The organism is Herbaspirillum sp. C7C2 (genome assembly GCF_022627865.1).
Taxonomy (GTDB): Bacteria; Pseudomonadota; Gammaproteobacteria; order Burkholderiales; family Burkholderiaceae_D; genus Herbaspirillum; species Herbaspirillum frisingense.
The window spans coordinates 138,079-153,394 of sequence record NZ_JABXGI010000004.1; the positions used below are offsets into that span (position 1 = coordinate 138,079).

Here is a 15,316-nt window from a genome sequence, read left to right on the forward strand (position 1 = left end):
GCATTCCTGCGTGCGACCCGCATTGTGCCGCATTGTGACACGCCGGGCCGCCCTGCCCTCAATGCGCATCTGCCGAGGGCGCCTTGGGCGGTACCACCTTGCGCATCAGCGGCACCATCAGGGTGGCGATGATGAAGCACACCATCACGGCCAGGAAGGCGTCCGAGAAGGTCATCGTCTGCGCCTCGCGATAGGTCAGTTGCCACAACTGGCGCAAGGCGGCGGCCTGCCCTGCCAGCGCGTCGCCCAGTTGCGTGCTCAGGGCATCGCCCACTGCCCCCTGCCACTGCAGCATGGATTCGCTGGCGCCGTTGAGATGCTCGGCCAGGCGCATGAAGTGCAGGTTGGTACGGTCGTTGAGAATGGTGGCGCATAGCGCAATGCCAATGGCGCCGCCCAGGTTGCGCATCAGGTTGAACAAGCCCGAGGCGAACTTCAGCCGTGCCGGCGCCAGGCCGCCCAGAGTCAGCGTCACTGTAGGCGGCACCGCCAGTTGCTGGGCCACGCCGCGCAGTGCCTGCGGCAGCAGCAGTTGCGCCCAACCCCACTCATGCGTGATCGGCACGAACTGCCACATCGACAGCGCAAACAGACCCAGCCCGAGCATCATGATCCAGCGCAGGTCCATGCGTTTGGTCAGCCAGGCATACAGCGGGATGGACATGATCTGGAACACGCCGGTGGAAAACACCGCCAGCCCGATCTGCAAGGCACTGAAACCGCGCACCCGTCCCAGGAACAGCGGGGTCAGGTAGATCGTGGCGAAGATGCCGATGCCGGTGACGAAGGAAAAGAAACAGCCCAGCGCGAAATTGCGATCCTTCAGCGCCCGCAGGTCCACCACCGGTTCGGCGGCCGTCAGGCTGCGCCAGACGAAGAGCACACCGGCAATGCCCGCCAGCCAGGCGGTGGTGGCGATGACCGGGTCGCCCATCCAGTCCCAGCGCGGGCCTTCTTCCAGGGTGTATTCGAGACAGCCGAGGAACAGCGACATCAGGATGATCCCCGGATAGTCGGCCCGCCGCAGCAGCGACCAGTCCGGCAGGTCGATGCGCACCAGGCGCGGCACGGTCAGGGTGATGAAGATGCCCGGCAGCAGGTTGATGAAGAACAGCCAGTGCCAGCTGTAGTGATCGGTGATCCAGCCGCCCACGGTGGGGCCCAGCGTGGGCGCCAGCGAGGCGATGGCACCGATGGTGGAGGCGGCGATGACGCGCTGCTTGTTGTCGAAGAAGGCGAAGGCGGTGGTGAAGACGGTGGGGATCATCGACCCGCCCAGGAAACCCTGCATGGCGCGGAACACGATCATGCTCTGGATGTTCCAGGCCAGCCCGCACAGCAGGCTGGTCAGGGTGAAGCCGGCGGCCGAGAAGGCGAACAGCCAGCGCGTGGACATGGTGCGCGTGAGCCAGCCGGAGAGCGGGATGACGATGATCTCGGCGATCAGGTAGCTGGTCTGTACCCAGGTGGTTTCATCATTGCCGGCCGACAGGCCGCCGCCGATGTCGCGCAGCGAGGCCGAGACGATCTGGATATCCAGCAGTGCCACGAACATGCCGATGCACATCACGCCAAAGGCGAAGACCTTGGCGGAAGTCGTCATCTGCGACGGCTGGATCAGCTGCCCTGCCGCTGCCGCGCTAGCACTCATGATCCCTGGCTCCGGTGATCGACCCGGGCCACCACTGACAGGCCGGGGCGCAGCGCATCCAGCGCCGCATCGGCCTGGTCGAGGACGATGCGCACCGGTACCCGCTGCACGATCTTGGTGAAGTTGCCGGTGGCGTTTTCCGGCGGCAGCACGCTGAACTGGGCGCCGGTGGCCGGCGCCACGCTGGCCACCCGACCATGGAAGACCCGGCCCGGCACGGCATCGGCCTCAATGGTCGCGGGGTCACCGGGCTGGATGCCGGCCAGTTGGCTTTCCTTGAAATTGGCGTCGACCCACAGGCCGTGGGCCGGCACGATCACCATCAGCTGGCTGGCCGTGGCCGCATAGGCGCCGGCACGGGCGCGGCGGTTGCCGACCACGCCGTCGATGGGCGCACGCAATTCGGTATAGCCCAGGTTGAGGCTGGCTGCTTCACGCTCGGCCATGGCCTGGGCCAGGCCGGCTGCGGCCTGCTGCTGCTGGGTATCGATCACGGCCAGCTGGCGCGTGGCCACGGCCAGTCCGGCCTGGGCCTTTTGACCGTTGGCCGCCGCCTGGCGGTAATCGGCCGCAGCCTTCTGGGCCGCCTGCACCGACACCGCCGCCTTGTCCACCAGCCGCTCGAAGCGGCGGTCATCGTCCTGGCTGCGCACGATCTCGGCCTGGCTGGCGTCCACCGTAGCCTTGGCCTGCGCGATCAGCGCCGCCTGCACGGCACGGGTGGCCTCCAGGTTGGCGAGTTCGGCCTTGCGGGCGGCCACGGCGCCATCGGCGCGGGCCAGCGCGGCGCGGTAGTCGCGGTCATCCAGCCTGGCCAGCAGGTCGCCGGCATGCACCACCTGGTTGTCGCTCACCGCCACGGTAGCGATGTAGCCCGGCACCTTGGCACTGATGACGGTGATGTCGCCGCCGACATAGGCATCGTCCGTGTCTTGCTGGTAACGCCCATGCTGCCACCAGTGCCAGCCATAGAAGGCCAGCGCCAACGCGGCTACGCCGCCCACCGCCAGCCCCAGATGGGCCTTGCCCGTCATCCGTTTGCGCACAGCCGGTGGATTGCTGTCGGGTGAGAGGGGATGGGCCATGGAACAACTCCTTACAAGGATCGGTGGATGGAAAAAGAAAATGGGGAGTGACACATCAGCAACAGGCGAAAGACGGGAGCGGGATCACCACATCGGCAACAAACCAGTTGCTTTCACAATGAAAGTGACTTTACACTGGCAACTATCAATTTGCAAGTAACTCATCGAACCCCACGAAAGGCAAGCGCATGCAATCCCGCCCCCGCCCCCGCTCCCTCCCCCTGAGCCTGCTCGCTCTCCTGGTCGCCACCACGCTGAGCGCCTGCGCCGTCGGCCCCGATTACGCCAGTGGCGATGCCCCGGGCGCGGTGCTGCCGGCCCGCTATGCCCATGCCGGTGCGGCGGCGCAGGCCGATCCACAAGCCGCCCGCGAGGCGCTGCGCCAGTGGTGGTCCGGTTTCCACGACCCGGTGCTGGATCGCATCATCGATCGCGTGCTGGCCCAGAATCTGGATCTGCAGGCCGCCCTGTCCCGCGTCGAGCAGGCCCGTGCGGTGGCACAACTGGCCGAAGCCGACCTGCTGCCCAGAGCCAGCGCCAACCTGCAGGTGCAGCAGCAGCGGCAGTCGCTGCGCAGTCCGCTGGGCCAGATCGCCAGCAACTTCCCAGGTTACGAGCGCAACCACACGCAATACGACCTGGGCCTCGGCGCCAGTTGGGAAATCGATCTCTTCGGTGGCCTGCATCGCCAGCGCGAAGCCGATCTCGCCAGCGCCGAGGCCGCCGCCGCCGATGGCCTGGGTGTGCGGATATCGCTGGCCGCCGAAGCGGCCGATGCCTATTTCCGGCTGCGTGGGGCGCAAGCGCGGCTCCAGGTGCTGGAACAGCAGATCGCCGCCGAGCGCCAGTTGAGTGAACTGGTGGCGCTGCGGCTGCAGGACGGGTTTTCCAATCGTCGCGAACTGGCCCAGGCGCAGGCCCGGCTGGCCGGCGCGCGCGCCGCGGTCACACCGGTACGCGCCGAGATCGAGGTCCAGCGCAATCGGCTCGATGTCCTGATGGGGGCGGCACCCGGCAGCCTGGCGACCCAGTGGACCAGCGATGCGCCGACCATGGCCGCCGCCCCCTCCCTGGAGGCCCTGCCGGCACCGGCCCAACTGCTGCGCCGGCGTCCCGATGTGATAGCCGCCGAGCGCCGGCTGGCGGCGTCGAACGCCCGTATCGGCGTGGCCATGTCGGAGTACTACCCCAAGCTATCCTTATCGGGCTTGCTGGGTTTCGAGAGCCTGTCGCGCTTCGAACTCTCCGAGCGCACCCTGCAGCCCATGGCGGTAGCGGGCCTGCGCTGGCGCCTGTTCGATTTCGGTCGGGTGGATGCGGAAGTGGCGGCGGCCAAAGGCGCCCATGCGGAAGACCTGTCGCGCTTCCGCCAGGCCATGCTGAAAGCCACCGAGGATGTGGAAAACGCGCTGGTCAACGAGAGCGAAGTCGACCAGCGGCGCCTGGCCCTGCAACAGCAGAAGGCGGCCAGCGAGGAAGCCTTGAGAGCGGTCACCGAGGCCTTCGACCATGGTGCCGAGAGTCGCGTGGAAGTGCTGGAACAGACGCGCCAGCTGCTGGCCGCACAGGACCAGCTGATCGTGGCCGAGGCAGACTCGGCGCGCGCCAGCGTGGGCCTGTATCGGGCCCTGGGCGGTGGTTGGTAGCGTGACGAGCGGTGGGTCGCAGTCAGTGACGGGGAGCCGTCGGCCTCAGCCGAGCATTTCCCTGATCACCGCCTGGCACACCGGACTGGCCGCATCGGCCAGCGGGAACAGCACCGTGTAGTGATGGGTCTGCGGTACCACGTGATGGGCCACCACCTGCGACCAGCAGTTGGCCATCACCGCCGCCTGCAGATGGAATTGCACCGTCTCCTGCTCACCGATGATGGTGTGCACGCGGGTACTGGCCGGGCCAGCCTGCAGCACCGGGCTCAATGCGTCGGCACGGGCGACATCCAGCGTCAGGGCGCGGTTCAGCGAAGTGGGGATCAGCGGTACCAGATCGAATACGCCACTGATCGCAAACACCGCCTGCACCGCTTGTGCGCCGACCTGTGCCGCCAGTTGCGCCGCCACTAAGGCCGCCAGATGCCCGCCGGCCGAATGCCCCATCAGCGAGATGCGCGCCGGATCGATCTGCAGCTTGTGCGCCATGCCCCTGATCGACGCCAGGCAGGCATGCACCTCGTCCACCATGTCCTCGATGCGCGCCTGCGGGGCCAGCGAATAGTTGATCACCGCCACGCTGATGCCGGCCTGCACATAGGGCGCAGCGATGAAGCCGATGTCCTGCTTGTCGCCACCCTGCCAATAGCCACCGTGGATGAACACCAGCAAGGGACGCGCGCCACCATCGGCGCGGTAGAAATCGAAACGCTGCAGCGGCCCGCTGCCATAGGCGATATCGGCCTCGCTCAGCAGCGTGCCGGCAATGGCGGCGGTGGCCTGCTGCCATTGCTGCAGGACCTGCGGAAAGTCCGGGAAGGCCGCCTTGAGGTTGTAACCTGCTTCGCAGTCGGCTTCAGGGCAGAGGACGCGGCGGGTGGTAGTCAACGATTGGGGCGCGGGCATTATCTTTTCCTTAAGGCAGTTCGCAAGACCATTCAAAGCGCTTAAACGCTCAGATACTGGTCCCACAGTTCGGTCTGCACCGACAGTTGCGCAGAATCGCCCTGCCAGACCACCTTGCCCTTTTCCAGGATGGTGTGCTGGTCGGCAAAGCCGATCAGGCGCTTGATGTACTTGTCGATGACGATGATGGTCAGTCCGTATTCGCGCAGGGCTTTCAGGCAGGACCAGATTTCCTCGCGCACCAGCGGCGCCAGGCCTTCGGTGGCTTCATCCAGGATCAGCAGATGCGGATTGGTCATCAGCGCGCGACCAATGGCCAGCATCTGCTGCTCGCCGCCCGAGAGCTGGCCGCCACCGTTGCCGCGGCGCTCCTTCAGGCGCGGGAACTGCTGATAGATCTTCTCCAGCGTCCACGGATTGTCGCGTCCGTTGCGACGGGCGGCGAAGGCGGACAGGTTTTCTTCCACGCTCAGGTTCTTGAAGATCTGCCGGCCCTCGGGAACGATGGCGATCCCGCGTCGCGCAATGGCGTCGGCGCTGGCGGCATGGATGGCTTCGCCACGGAAACGCACCTGGCCGCCGGTAGGCCGGTTCAGGCCCAGGATGGTGCGCAGCGTGGTGGTCTTGCCCATGCCATTGCGGCCCAGCAGGGTGACCACTTCGCCCTCGTTGACACGCAGGTCGATCCCGAACAGCACCTGGCTGGCCCCATAGCCGCCAGTGAGACCTTCCACCTCCAGCAATGCACTCATTGTGTTTCCTCCTCGCCCAGGTAAGCCAGCTTGACCTCGGCATTGGCGCGAATCTCGTCCACGCTGCCAGTGGCCAGCACCGCGCCCTGTACCAGCACGGTGATGCGGTCGGCCAGGGCGAAGACGGCGTCCATGTCATGCTCGACCAGCACCACGGTGAGTTCCTGCTTGAGCGACTGGATCAAAGCGATCATGTCGCCCGATTCCTCATGGCCCATACCGGCCATGGGCTCATCCATCAACAGCACGCGCGGTCGGCAGGCAATGGCCAGGCCGACATCCAGGCGCCGTCGCGCCGCGTGCGACAACTGCGACGACAACTGGTGCGCCACCTTCTCCAGCCCGACCCGGCGTGCCACCTCCAGCGCGGCTTCCCGCGCCAGGCGGTCGCTGGCGCTGGCGTGGAAGAAGCCATAGCTGCGATGCTGGCCGCGCTGTACGGCCACCTGCAGGTTTTCCAGCACGCTCAGTTCATCGAAGACGCTGGTGATCTGGAAGGAGCGCACCAGCCCGGCCGCCACCCTGGCTTGCTCGGCATGACCGTGCATGGCCTGGCCGAACAGGTAGATCTCGCCGGCATCGGCCGCCAGCGCGCCCGAGAGCAGCGACAGCAGCGTGGTCTTGCCGGCACCGTTGGGGCCGATGATGGCGTGCACCTGGCCGGCCGCGATCTCCAGATGGACATCGCGGGTGGCGGCCAGTCCGCCATAGTTCTTCTTCAGGCCCCGGACCGACAGCGCCTGCGCGCCCGATGCGGCGGCGTGCTCATGCGCCATGTTGCTCTCCCTGCTTCAAGGTCTTGCCGATGGTGGCCAGCGAACTCACGCCTCGCGGCGCCACCATCACCACCAGCAACAGGATCAGGCCGACATAGATCTGCCAGTATTCGAAATGGGTGGACAGCACTTCTTCCAGCAGCAGGAAGGCCGCCGCCCCCAGCAGGCCGCCGTAGAAATATCCCACCCCGCCCAGGGCCACCATCACCAGCAGGATGCCGGACTGCGACCAGTGCAAGAGCTTGGGGCTGGCGAACAGGTTGCTCATGCCGATCAGGCTGCCGGCGATGCCGGCGATGACGGCCGCAATCACGAAGGCGGCCAGCTTGTAGCGCATGGCCGGGTAGCCGATGGCCTGGGCGCGCCGCTCGTTCTGGCGGATTGCATTGAGGGCCAGGCCGAAGCGCGAGGCCAGCAGGCGCCCCAGCAACAGGTAGGACAGCGCCAGCCAGGCCAGCACCACCCAGTAGAAACCATTGTCGCCACTGATATCCAGACCCAGGCCCAGCACCGGACGGGCATTGACCTGCAGGCCGTCATCGCCGCCGTAGAAGCGCAGGCCGACGAAGAAGTAGTAGAACAGTTGCGCCAGCGCCATGGTGATCATGATGAAATAGACCGCCCGTGTACGCAGCGCGATGGCACCGATGCCCAGGCCGACCAGCGCCGTCACCAACGCCGCCAGCAACCAGATCAGCCAGGCGCTGGTGACGCCATGGAAACTGGCGATGGCGGTCACGTAGGCACCCAGGCCGAAGAACACCGCATGGCCGAAGCTGACCATGCCGCCATAGCCGAGGATGAAGTTCAGGCTGGCCGCCACCATCGAAAAGATCAGGATGCGTGTGACCACGCCGATGTAGTACTCCATCCCGGTGGCCTGCGCCAGTATCGGCAGCAGCACTGCCAGAACCAGCAGCAGGGGAACGAACAGACGTTGCATGAGACTCCTCAGGTACGTGCCGGGAACAGACCGCTGGGGCGCCAGAACAGCACCGCGATCATCACCAGGTAGATCATCATCGAGCCCAGCGCCGGACCCACCGAAGCGGCGGCGTCGGCGCTCAGGAACAGCGCGAACAGGGACGGCAGCAGGCCGCGCCCCAGGGTATCGACCACGCCCACGATGAGCGCGCCGATGGCCGCGCCCGGCACCGAGCCGATGCCGCCGATGACCACCACCACGAAGGCCAGGATCAGCACATCGTCACCCATGCCGGCCTGCACCGCCACCAGCGGTCCCAGCATGATGCCGGCCAGTGCCGCCAGCAACAGGCCGAAGCTGAACACCAGCCGGAACAGCAGGCGGATGTTGATGCCCATGGCCGTGACCATCTCCAGGTTGTTGGCTCCGGCGCGCACCCACATGCCGATGCGGGTACGGTTGATCAGGAAGTACAGGCCGATGGCCACCGCCACACCCACCGCCATCACCAGCAGGCGATAGCTGGAGTAAGGCAGGCCCAGCAGATTGACCGGTCCGGCGAAGGCGGCCGGCATGTTCAGCGGCAGCGGTTGCGGCCCCCAGATCATGCGCACGCCATCGTTGAAGATCAGGATGAAGGCGAAGGTGGCCAGCACGTGCACCATGTGGTCCTTCTTGTAGAGCCGGCGAAACACCAGCCACTCCAGCAGGAAGCCCAGCGCAGCGGTGACCGGCAGGGCCACCAGCAGGCCCAGCCAGAACGATCCGCTGGCGCCGGCCACCACCGCCGCCACATAGGCGCCGATCATGAAGAAGCTGCCGTGCGCCAGGTTCACGAAGTTCATCACACCGAAGATCAGCGTCAATCCTGATGCGATCAGGAACAGCATGACGCCGAACTGCAGGCTGTTGAGCACCTGCTCGAAGATCAGATTACCCAAGATCGTCCGCCCTTATTGCATCTTGCATTCGCTGACGTAGGCGTCGACGTGGTCGGTCAACAGCGTCTGCGTCATGTTGTTGACGTACTTGCCGTCGGCGCCCTTGGTCACCACCCGCGCATACTGGTTCTGGATCGGGAAGTGGTTGGCCGCGAACTTGAAGCCACCGCGCACCGACTTGAAATTGGCAGCCTTCATGGCGGCGATCAGGGCCTCACGGTTGTCCACCTTGCCGCCGACGGCCTTGACGGCGCTGTCGATGAGCATGGCCGCGTCATAGGCCTGGGAGGCATACATCGAGGGCTGGCGACCGTATTCCTTGACGTAGGCGGCAACGAAGGCGCGGTTCTGCTCATTGGGCAGGTCGGCCGACCACTGGCCGGTATTGGCCACGCCGGCGATCAGGTCGCCGTTGGACAGCATCTGCTGGTCGGCGTCATAGGCCGGCATCACGCGCACGATCTTGGGGTCCATGCCGGCAGCGGCATATTGCTTGACGAAGTTCACGCCCATGCCGCCCGGCAGGAAGAAGTACACCGCGTCGATGTTGGCTGCGCGCAGCTGCGCGATCTCGGTGGCGAAATCAAGCTGGCCCAGCTTGGGGAACAGCTCCACCGCCGGTTCCTTCTTCAGGAAGCGCTTGAAGCCGGCCGAGGCATCCTTGCCCGCCGGGTAGTTGGGGGCGATGATGGCCACGCGCTGATAGCCCTTGTCGGCCATCAGCTTGCCGGCGGCTTCGTGGGTCGCATCGTTCTGGTAGCTGGCGCTGAAGAAATAGGGATTACAGCCGGCACCGGCCAGCTGGGCAGGTCCGGCATTGGCGCTGACCACCACGGTCTTGCTGGCAAAGGCAGCCGGCGCCACCGCCAGCAGGATGTTGGAATAGACGAAGCCGCTCAGGATGTCGACCTTCTCGCGCTTGATCAGGCGGTCCGCGCCCTGCTTGGCGGCATCCGGGCTGAACTGGTCATCCACCACGATGACTTCGGCGCGCACGCCGCCGAGCTTGTTGCCCAGGGTCTTCAGGGCCAGCATGAAGCCTTCGCGCTCGTCCACGCCGGGCGCGCTGGCCGGGCCGCTCAGGGTGGTCAGGAAGCCGACCTTCACCACGTCGGCCGCCTGGGCCGACAGGCTCGCGCCTGCTGCCATTGCCATCATTACTGCACCTGCCACTTTAGTCAGTCGGTTCATGCCTGGATTCCCCTCTAGGTTCTTGATGGTTTGAAATCGTCGTGATGTTGCAATGCGGTGTAGACGGTACGCCCTGCGTCGATGAAAGCCTGGTTCAACGCATGCGCCGGCCTGCCGTCCTATGTCCGCAGGTCGGCCTTCGAAAGGAAGGAGTCCGCGAAAAAGGCTGTCTCAGGCAGGCCGCAGGCGGCCGTGAAATCGCGCCGCGCTGACTCTACCACGACCGGTGCGCCACAGGCATAGACCTGATATTGCTGCATCGCAGGAACATCCTGCATCACGGCCTGGTGGACGAAGCCGGTGCGCCCCTGCCAGCCGGAAGCGGAATCCGCCTCCGACAGCACCGGCACATACTCGAACCAGGGCAGCGTCGTCGCCCAGTCGCGGCACAGCGCATCGAGGTAGAGATCAGCGGTGCGACGGCCCCCCCAGTACAAGCGCATGGGCCGGGTATTGCCGACGGCGATCGCCTCTTCCACCAGCGCCTTGACCGGAGCAAATCCTGTGCCACTGGCCAGCAGGATCACCGGCTGCGCGCCTTCACGCAGATAGAAGCTGCCGGTCGGCCCTTCCAGCGTGAGCGCCTGGCCCGGCTGCATGCCGCCGAAGACACGATCGGTGAACACGCCACCGGGCAGGTGACGCACATGCAGCTCCAGCAGGTCGCTGCCGGCACCGGCATGGGTGGCCATGGAATAGCTGCGGCGCTGGCCGTCTTCCAGCAGCAGGTCGATGTATTGTCCGGCACGCCAGGACAGGGGCGCGGCGCAACGCAGGCGCAGGATCGCCACGTCCGGCGCAGCGCGCTCCATACTCTCCACGCTGGCCTGTACCAGCTGCGGTGCGGCGTCCTGAGCAGCTGCCGCGTCTACTCCGGTCTGCGCGGCATCGCCGACGCCGACGCCGACCTCGACCCGCCCCGCCACCACCCGTACCGGGAAGCTGCGTACGGCCTCGGTCACCGGCGCACAGCGCGGTGCACCGCTGCGGATATCGAACAGGCCCTGGTGCAGCGGACATTCGACGCAACCATCCTCGACATAGCCATCGGAGAGCTTGGCATTGCCGTGGGTGCACAAGTCCTTGAGCGCAAAAATCTCTTCACCCAGGCGGAACATCGCCACTGCCTGGCTACCCGCCCTGGCCGCAGCGACCTCACCTTCGGCGAAATCATCGGCATGGCCGACATCGAACCACTCGCTCATACCGACCTCAGATGGGAGTGGCCAACAGCGTCGCCACGCGCAGCGTGTCGTAGATCACGCGGCGACGGGCGTAGCGCCAGCCGGCGTCGGTCTTGACCACGCGGTCTTCATAGCGACCAGCCTGGTAGACGAAGGACTCACCGTTCTGCAAGGTCTGCACCACCACATAGCTGGACTGCGCATCGACCGAACCGTCGGCGTTCTGGGTGAACACCAGTCCGGACGTCATGTGACGATAGGTGTGCGCCTCGTAGATGTTGGCATGGCGCAGCGAGAGCACGCGGTCATGCAGCATCTTCTTGCTGTCGCAGTAGATGATGCCGATGGGCAGGCCGGCATCGGCGTTTTCACGCGGGATGATCTCGTAGAGGCAGTCATCGGTGAAGAATTCGGGCCACTCTTCCAGGCGGTCGTTGTCGAGGGCGTGGACGTAACGCTCCTGCAATTGGTGCAGGGCGAACCACAATGTCATCTGTTCCATGTTTTCCATCTGCTGTGCCTCGTTCATGCCTTTTCGATGGACGGGAAGCCCATCAGTTTCTGGTAGCCCATCCAGAACTTGCGGATCAGGCTTTCGGTGATCAGGGTGTCTTCCTGGTCCGGGTTGTCGCGCGCCATGTCGATCACCGAGCAGTGATCCGGGTCACGCGCGGTGCCACGCTGCACCAGTTCGGTAGCCTCGGTGTCTTCCATCGAGATGTAGCCGGCCGGCCCCACCAGGTTGGCCTGCTTGATGCGCAGGGCGCGCAGTTCCGGGGTGTCGTCCTCGTAACCGAAGAAGTGGAAGATCAGCTCGAAGTTGTTGGGCCCCTTGGGCAGCAACTGGCGCGCCACCAGGGTGTTGTGGATCTGTTGCACCACCAGCTGCGGGAAGATGGGCTGGATGTGGTTGGTGGTCAGCTCCTCGTATTCCTTGATCTGGCCCAACACCGACGGGTCCTGCAGCGAGAAACCCTCGTCGAAGGAACGGATCTCCTGTTGCTTGTAGGCATCGGCGGTCTCCACCTCGTTCTTGGTGGCGGTGATGATGCTGTGCAGGCCATGATGCTTGTCAGCCAGCGAGCGCGCCTTCATGCCCACGCGGAAGATATTGAAGGTGGTGTGGAACAGGTGTAACAGACTGGCGTGGTACGGGTCCTTGACGTTTTCCAGGTAGAGCTTCCAGTTGGACTTGGAATACTGGCGGGTGCAGCCCAGGTAGACGATGGGCTTGTGGAAGATGCGGTCGATCCAGGGGCGCATCTCGGCGCCGATGTAGTCCGGCAGCGATTCCACGGTCTGGCTGAAGGTGGCGAAGACCAGGCCCTTGTAGCTGTCCACGCGCAACTGGCGCAGGCCATGGCACTTGGGATCGAAGTCCTTGGCCATGCCGGCCGCACCCTTCTGGCCGCGGCGGAACGGCACGCCCAGCAGGTTGCCACGCGAATCGAAGCTCCACTGGTGATAAGCACAGCTGTGGGAACTGGCATTGCCACGCGGGGTGCGGCAGACCACGGCGCCCCGGTGCGAACACTTGTTGACCCAGGCGGCCAGGCTGCCGTCTTCGGTACGGGTCACCACCACCGGGGTATCGCCGACGAACGTGCTCTTGAAGTCGCCATTGTTGGGAATCTCCGCCTCCAGGGCCAGGAAGCTCCAGGTCTCGCCGCGATAGATGCGCTCCTGCTCCAGGTCGTAGACCTCCTTGGAGCTGAATACCTTGTAGGGGGTACGGGCGCCGTCGGCGCGGGGAAACTGCACCAGCGGTGCATAGCCTTGCTGATCAGGCTGGGTGGATGTGTTCATGCGGCGTGTCCTCATCGTTAGACACCAGGTCTGGCCCGGTATAGGACGCATCTTAGGTAGTGCCTGCCGGCCCGGATATCCACCATTTGCAATCTTTCCGGCCTGGCTTATCCGTTTTTTGCACGGCAAGGACGTTATACCCAAAAGGTATGCAGCATGCCCGAAACGGTCTTGGACACCCGGCGCGCTTTTTTCCTATGATGCGGCAAGTCATCGCTTGCCAGCACTCATCACCACTTACCCGGATTTCATCTTGAGCTCATCCTTGCCCGCCACCTCCATCGAGACCGTCGAGGTCCTGCTGCTGGACGTTCCCACCATCCGCCCGCATCGCCTGTCGATGACCACCATGCATCGCCAGACCCTGGTCCTGGTGCGCATCACCGGCAACGACGGCGTCGCCGGCTGGGGCGAAGCCACCACCATCGGTGGACTGGCCTATGGCGAAGAAAGCCCGGAAAGCATCAAGGTCAACATCGAGACCTACATGACGCCACTGCTGCTCGGCGCCGATGCCAACCAGGTCGCCGCACGCATGCACCTGCTGGACGAGCACGTGCAGGGCAACCGCTTCGCCAAGTGCGCCATCGAGACCGCGCTGTGCGATGCGCTGGCGCGCCGCCTGGGCGTGTCCTTGTCCACCCTCTTCGGCGGCCGCGTACGCGACAGCCTGCCCATCGCCTGGACCCTGGCCAGCGGCGACACCACCCGCGACATCGAGGAAGCCGAGAAGATGCTGGCCCAGCGCCGTCACAACATCTTCAAGCTCAAGATCGGCGCCCGCACCGTGCAGCAGGATTGCGCCCACGTGGCGGCGATCAAGCGCGCCATCGGCGAGCGCGGCAGCGTGCGGGTGGACGTCAACCAGGCCTGGACCGAGACCGATGCCATGCTGGGCATGCAGTTGCTGGCCGATGCCGGCGTCGATCTGGTGGAGCAGCCCATTGCCGCCAGCAACCACGATGGACTGCGCCGCCTGCGCCAGAAGAACCGCATCGCCATCATGGCCGATGAAAGCCTGCACGGACCGCAGGACGCCTACCAGCTGGCACGCGTGGGCGCGGCCGACGTGTTTGCCGTGAAGATCAACCAGTCCGGCGGCCTGGCCGGCGCCCAGCAGGTCGCCGCCATCGCCGGCGCGGCACAGGTCGATCTGTATGGCGGCACCATGCTGGAAGGTGCCATCGGCACCATGGCCTCGGCCCAGCTGTTCGCCACCTTCAGTGCTCTGGCCTGGGGCACCGAACTGTTCGGCCCGCTGCTGCTGACCGAAGAAATCCTCGCCACGCCGCTGCGCTATCGCGACTTCGCCCTCGAATTGCCCACCGGCCCCGGCCTGGGCATCGAACTCGACCAGGATCGCGTCAACGCACTGCGCCGCGACCGCAAGACCCCGCTGGTCTCGCTGACCTGACATTCACCGGCCAGCGACGCCAGAGCAAGCCAACCACATCCAACCAGAGACAGGAGAGACAACGTGGACAAGAAAGCCATCGACGCGGTATTGCAGAAAATCGAGAGCACCGAGCTCGCGGAAGGGAACCAGCGTGTCAAGACCATCGTCAACCGCATCGTGCGCGACATGTTTTATACGATTGAAGACCTGGATGTGCAGCCGGAAGAATTTTGGGCTGCCGTGGATTATCTGACCTCGGCCGGCAAGTCCGGCGAATATGGCCTGATCGCCGCCGGCCTGGGTTTCGAGCACTTCCTCGACCTGCGCATGGACGAAGCCGAAGCGCGTCGTGGCGTACAGGGCGGCACCCCGCGCACCATCGAAGGTCCGCTGTACGTCTCGGGCGCGCCCGAACAGAAGGGCTTTGCGCGCATGGACAAGGACGAGCAACCGGGCGACACCCTCTTCATGCAAGGCCAGGTCTGCGACGAGCACGGCAAGCCGCTGGCCAATGCACTGGTGGAAGTCTGGCACGCCAACCACCTGGGCCGTTATTCCTTCTTCGATCCGGACCAGACCCCGTTCAACCTGCGCTGCTCCATCCGCACCGACGAGCAGGGCCGTTATCGCTTCCGCAGCCGCGTACCGGTCGGCTACAGCGTGCCTCCGGGCGGCGCCACCGACCGCCTGCTCAACAAGCTGGGGCGCCACGGCAGCCGTCCTGCGCACATCCACTTCTTCGTCACCGTGCCGGGCTACCGCAAGCTGACCACGCAGATCAACATCGCCGGCGATCCGTACCTGTGGGATGACTTCGCCTTCGCCACCCGCGAGGGCCTGGTGCCGGAGATGACGCATGTGACCGACCCGGCCGAACTGCGCAAGCACGAAGTCGATGCGCCCTTCTATGCCATCGAGTTCAACTTCAGCCTGCTGCCGGAACAGGGCGATCTGCCCAAGGCCGACATCAACCGTCCGCGCCTGGCTGCCTGAGCAGGCAGCGCGTCATGATGGAACGGGCCATGCCTTGCGCATGGCCCGTTGTCTTTCCGGC

14 protein-coding genes are annotated in these 15,316 nt (G+C 65.3%); 3 read left to right on the top strand and 11 right to left on the bottom strand.

The window, feature by feature from the left end; all coding sequences use genetic code 11:
- Positions 1-58: 58 nt before the first annotated feature.
- Together HWE04_RS08695 and HWE04_RS08700 are read right to left on the bottom strand one after the other, a co-directional pair.
- Entirely contained in the window at positions 59-1,651 is a 1,593-nt protein-coding gene (locus HWE04_RS08695; RefSeq protein WP_241812144.1) for a DHA2 family efflux MFS transporter permease subunit, read from the bottom strand.
- Positions 1,648-2,736 carry an HlyD family secretion protein gene (locus tag HWE04_RS08700; protein ID WP_102662287.1) on the bottom strand — a complete coding sequence of 363 codons (1,089 nt, stop codon included), beginning with the start codon at positions 2,734-2,736 and terminating at the stop codon, positions 1,648-1,650. Before HWE04_RS08700 ends, HWE04_RS08695 begins: the two co-directional genes overlap by 4 nt.
- A gap of 188 nt (positions 2,737-2,924) precedes the next feature.
- Here HWE04_RS08700 and HWE04_RS08705 point away from each other — a divergent pair, with 188 nt between their 5' ends.
- Positions 2,925-4,382, top strand: coding sequence for an efflux transporter outer membrane subunit (locus HWE04_RS08705; RefSeq protein WP_241812145.1), 1,458 nt, complete (start codon positions 2,925-2,927; stop codon positions 4,380-4,382).
- A 45-nt stretch (positions 4,383-4,427) separates the two neighbouring features.
- On the opposite strand, the gene HWE04_RS08710 is transcribed toward HWE04_RS08705, so the two are convergent.
- The 9 genes from HWE04_RS08710 to andAc all read right to left on the bottom strand — a co-directional run bounded on the left by HWE04_RS08710 (position 4,428) and on the right by andAc (position 12,866).
- A complete protein-coding gene (locus tag HWE04_RS08710) occupies positions 4,428-5,291 on the bottom strand; it encodes an alpha/beta hydrolase (RefSeq protein WP_241812146.1) in 864 nt (287 codons plus the stop codon).
- Between the two features lie 41 nt (positions 5,292-5,332).
- Positions 5,333-6,043, bottom strand: a complete 711-nt coding sequence (locus HWE04_RS08715) for an ABC transporter ATP-binding protein (RefSeq protein ID WP_077235538.1) — start codon at positions 6,041-6,043, stop codon at positions 5,333-5,335.
- Entirely contained in the window at positions 6,040-6,819 is a 780-nt protein-coding gene (locus HWE04_RS08720; RefSeq protein ID WP_180666716.1) for an ABC transporter ATP-binding protein, read from the bottom strand. The genes HWE04_RS08715 and HWE04_RS08720 overlap by 4 nt, the downstream gene beginning before the upstream one ends.
- A complete protein-coding gene (locus HWE04_RS08725) occupies positions 6,809-7,762 on the bottom strand; it encodes a branched-chain amino acid ABC transporter permease (RefSeq protein ID WP_006464265.1) in 954 nt (317 codons plus the stop codon). The genes HWE04_RS08720 and HWE04_RS08725 overlap by 11 nt, the downstream gene beginning before the upstream one ends.
- 8 nt (positions 7,763-7,770) lie before the next feature.
- Entirely contained in the window at positions 7,771-8,685 is a 915-nt protein-coding gene (locus HWE04_RS08730) for a branched-chain amino acid ABC transporter permease (protein ID WP_006464264.1), read from the bottom strand.
- Between the two features lie 12 nt (positions 8,686-8,697).
- Complete coding sequence (locus HWE04_RS08735) at positions 8,698-9,876, bottom strand: ABC transporter substrate-binding protein (RefSeq protein WP_241812147.1); 1,179 nt, start codon at positions 9,874-9,876, stop codon at positions 8,698-8,700.
- Positions 9,877-9,995: 119 nt separating this feature from the next.
- Entirely contained in the window at positions 9,996-11,081 is a 1,086-nt protein-coding gene (andAb, locus tag HWE04_RS08740; protein ID WP_241812148.1) for an anthranilate 1,2-dioxygenase ferredoxin subunit AndAb, read from the bottom strand.
- Positions 11,082-11,088: 7 nt separating this feature from the next.
- Positions 11,089-11,589: an anthranilate 1,2-dioxygenase small subunit AndAd gene (gene andAd, locus HWE04_RS08745; RefSeq protein WP_006464261.1), complete on the bottom strand. Its 501-nt coding sequence runs from the start codon at positions 11,587-11,589 to the stop codon at positions 11,089-11,091.
- Positions 11,586-12,866 carry an anthranilate 1,2-dioxygenase large subunit AndAc gene (andAc, locus tag HWE04_RS08750; RefSeq protein ID WP_006464260.1) on the bottom strand — a complete coding sequence of 427 codons (1,281 nt, stop codon included), beginning with the start codon at positions 12,864-12,866 and terminating at the stop codon, positions 11,586-11,588. Before andAc ends, andAd begins: the two co-directional genes overlap by 4 nt.
- A 253-nt stretch (positions 12,867-13,119) precedes the next feature.
- Between andAc and HWE04_RS08755 the strand changes: the two genes are divergently transcribed.
- Both HWE04_RS08755 and catA read left to right on the top strand, forming a co-directional pair.
- A complete protein-coding gene (locus HWE04_RS08755; RefSeq protein WP_274620084.1) occupies positions 13,120-14,280 on the top strand; it encodes a muconate/chloromuconate family cycloisomerase in 1,161 nt (386 codons plus the stop codon).
- 63 nt (positions 14,281-14,343) lie between these two features.
- Positions 14,344-15,255, top strand: coding sequence for a catechol 1,2-dioxygenase (catA, locus tag HWE04_RS08760; RefSeq protein ID WP_006464258.1), 912 nt, complete (start codon positions 14,344-14,346; stop codon positions 15,253-15,255).
- Positions 15,256-15,316 lie beyond the last annotated feature (61 nt).

What these genes read in the sequence shown, in the direction of transcription:
- HWE04_RS08695 (WP_241812144.1), bottom strand. Translation starts at nt 1,651, where the DNA reads ATGAGTGCTAGCGCGGCAGCGGCAGGGCAGCTGATCCAGCCGTCGCAG.
- HWE04_RS08700 (WP_102662287.1), bottom strand. Translation starts at nt 2,736, where the DNA reads ATGGCCCATCCCCTCTCACCCGACAGCAATCCACCGGCTGTGCGCAAA.
- HWE04_RS08705 (WP_241812145.1), top strand. Translation starts at nt 2,925, where the DNA reads ATGCAATCCCGCCCCCGCCCCCGCTCCCTCCCCCTGAGCCTGCTCGCT.
- HWE04_RS08710 (WP_241812146.1), bottom strand. Translation starts at nt 5,291, where the DNA reads ATGCCCGCGCCCCAATCGTTGACTACCACCCGCCGCGTCCTCTGCCCT.
- HWE04_RS08715 (WP_077235538.1), bottom strand. Translation starts at nt 6,043, where the DNA reads ATGAGTGCATTGCTGGAGGTGGAAGGTCTCACTGGCGGCTATGGGGCC.
- HWE04_RS08720 (WP_180666716.1), bottom strand. Translation starts at nt 6,819, where the DNA reads ATGGCGCATGAGCACGCCGCCGCATCGGGCGCGCAGGCGCTGTCGGTC.
- HWE04_RS08725 (WP_006464265.1), bottom strand. Translation starts at nt 7,762, where the DNA reads ATGCAACGTCTGTTCGTTCCCCTGCTGCTGGTTCTGGCAGTGCTGCTG.
- HWE04_RS08735 (WP_241812147.1), bottom strand. Translation starts at nt 9,876, where the DNA reads ATGAACCGACTGACTAAAGTGGCAGGTGCAGTAATGATGGCAATGGCA.
- andAb (WP_241812148.1), bottom strand. Translation starts at nt 11,081, where the DNA reads ATGAGCGAGTGGTTCGATGTCGGCCATGCCGATGATTTCGCCGAAGGT.
- andAd (WP_006464261.1), bottom strand. Translation starts at nt 11,589, where the DNA reads ATGAACGAGGCACAGCAGATGGAAAACATGGAACAGATGACATTGTGG.
- andAc (WP_006464260.1), bottom strand. Translation starts at nt 12,866, where the DNA reads ATGAACACATCCACCCAGCCTGATCAGCAAGGCTATGCACCGCTGGTG.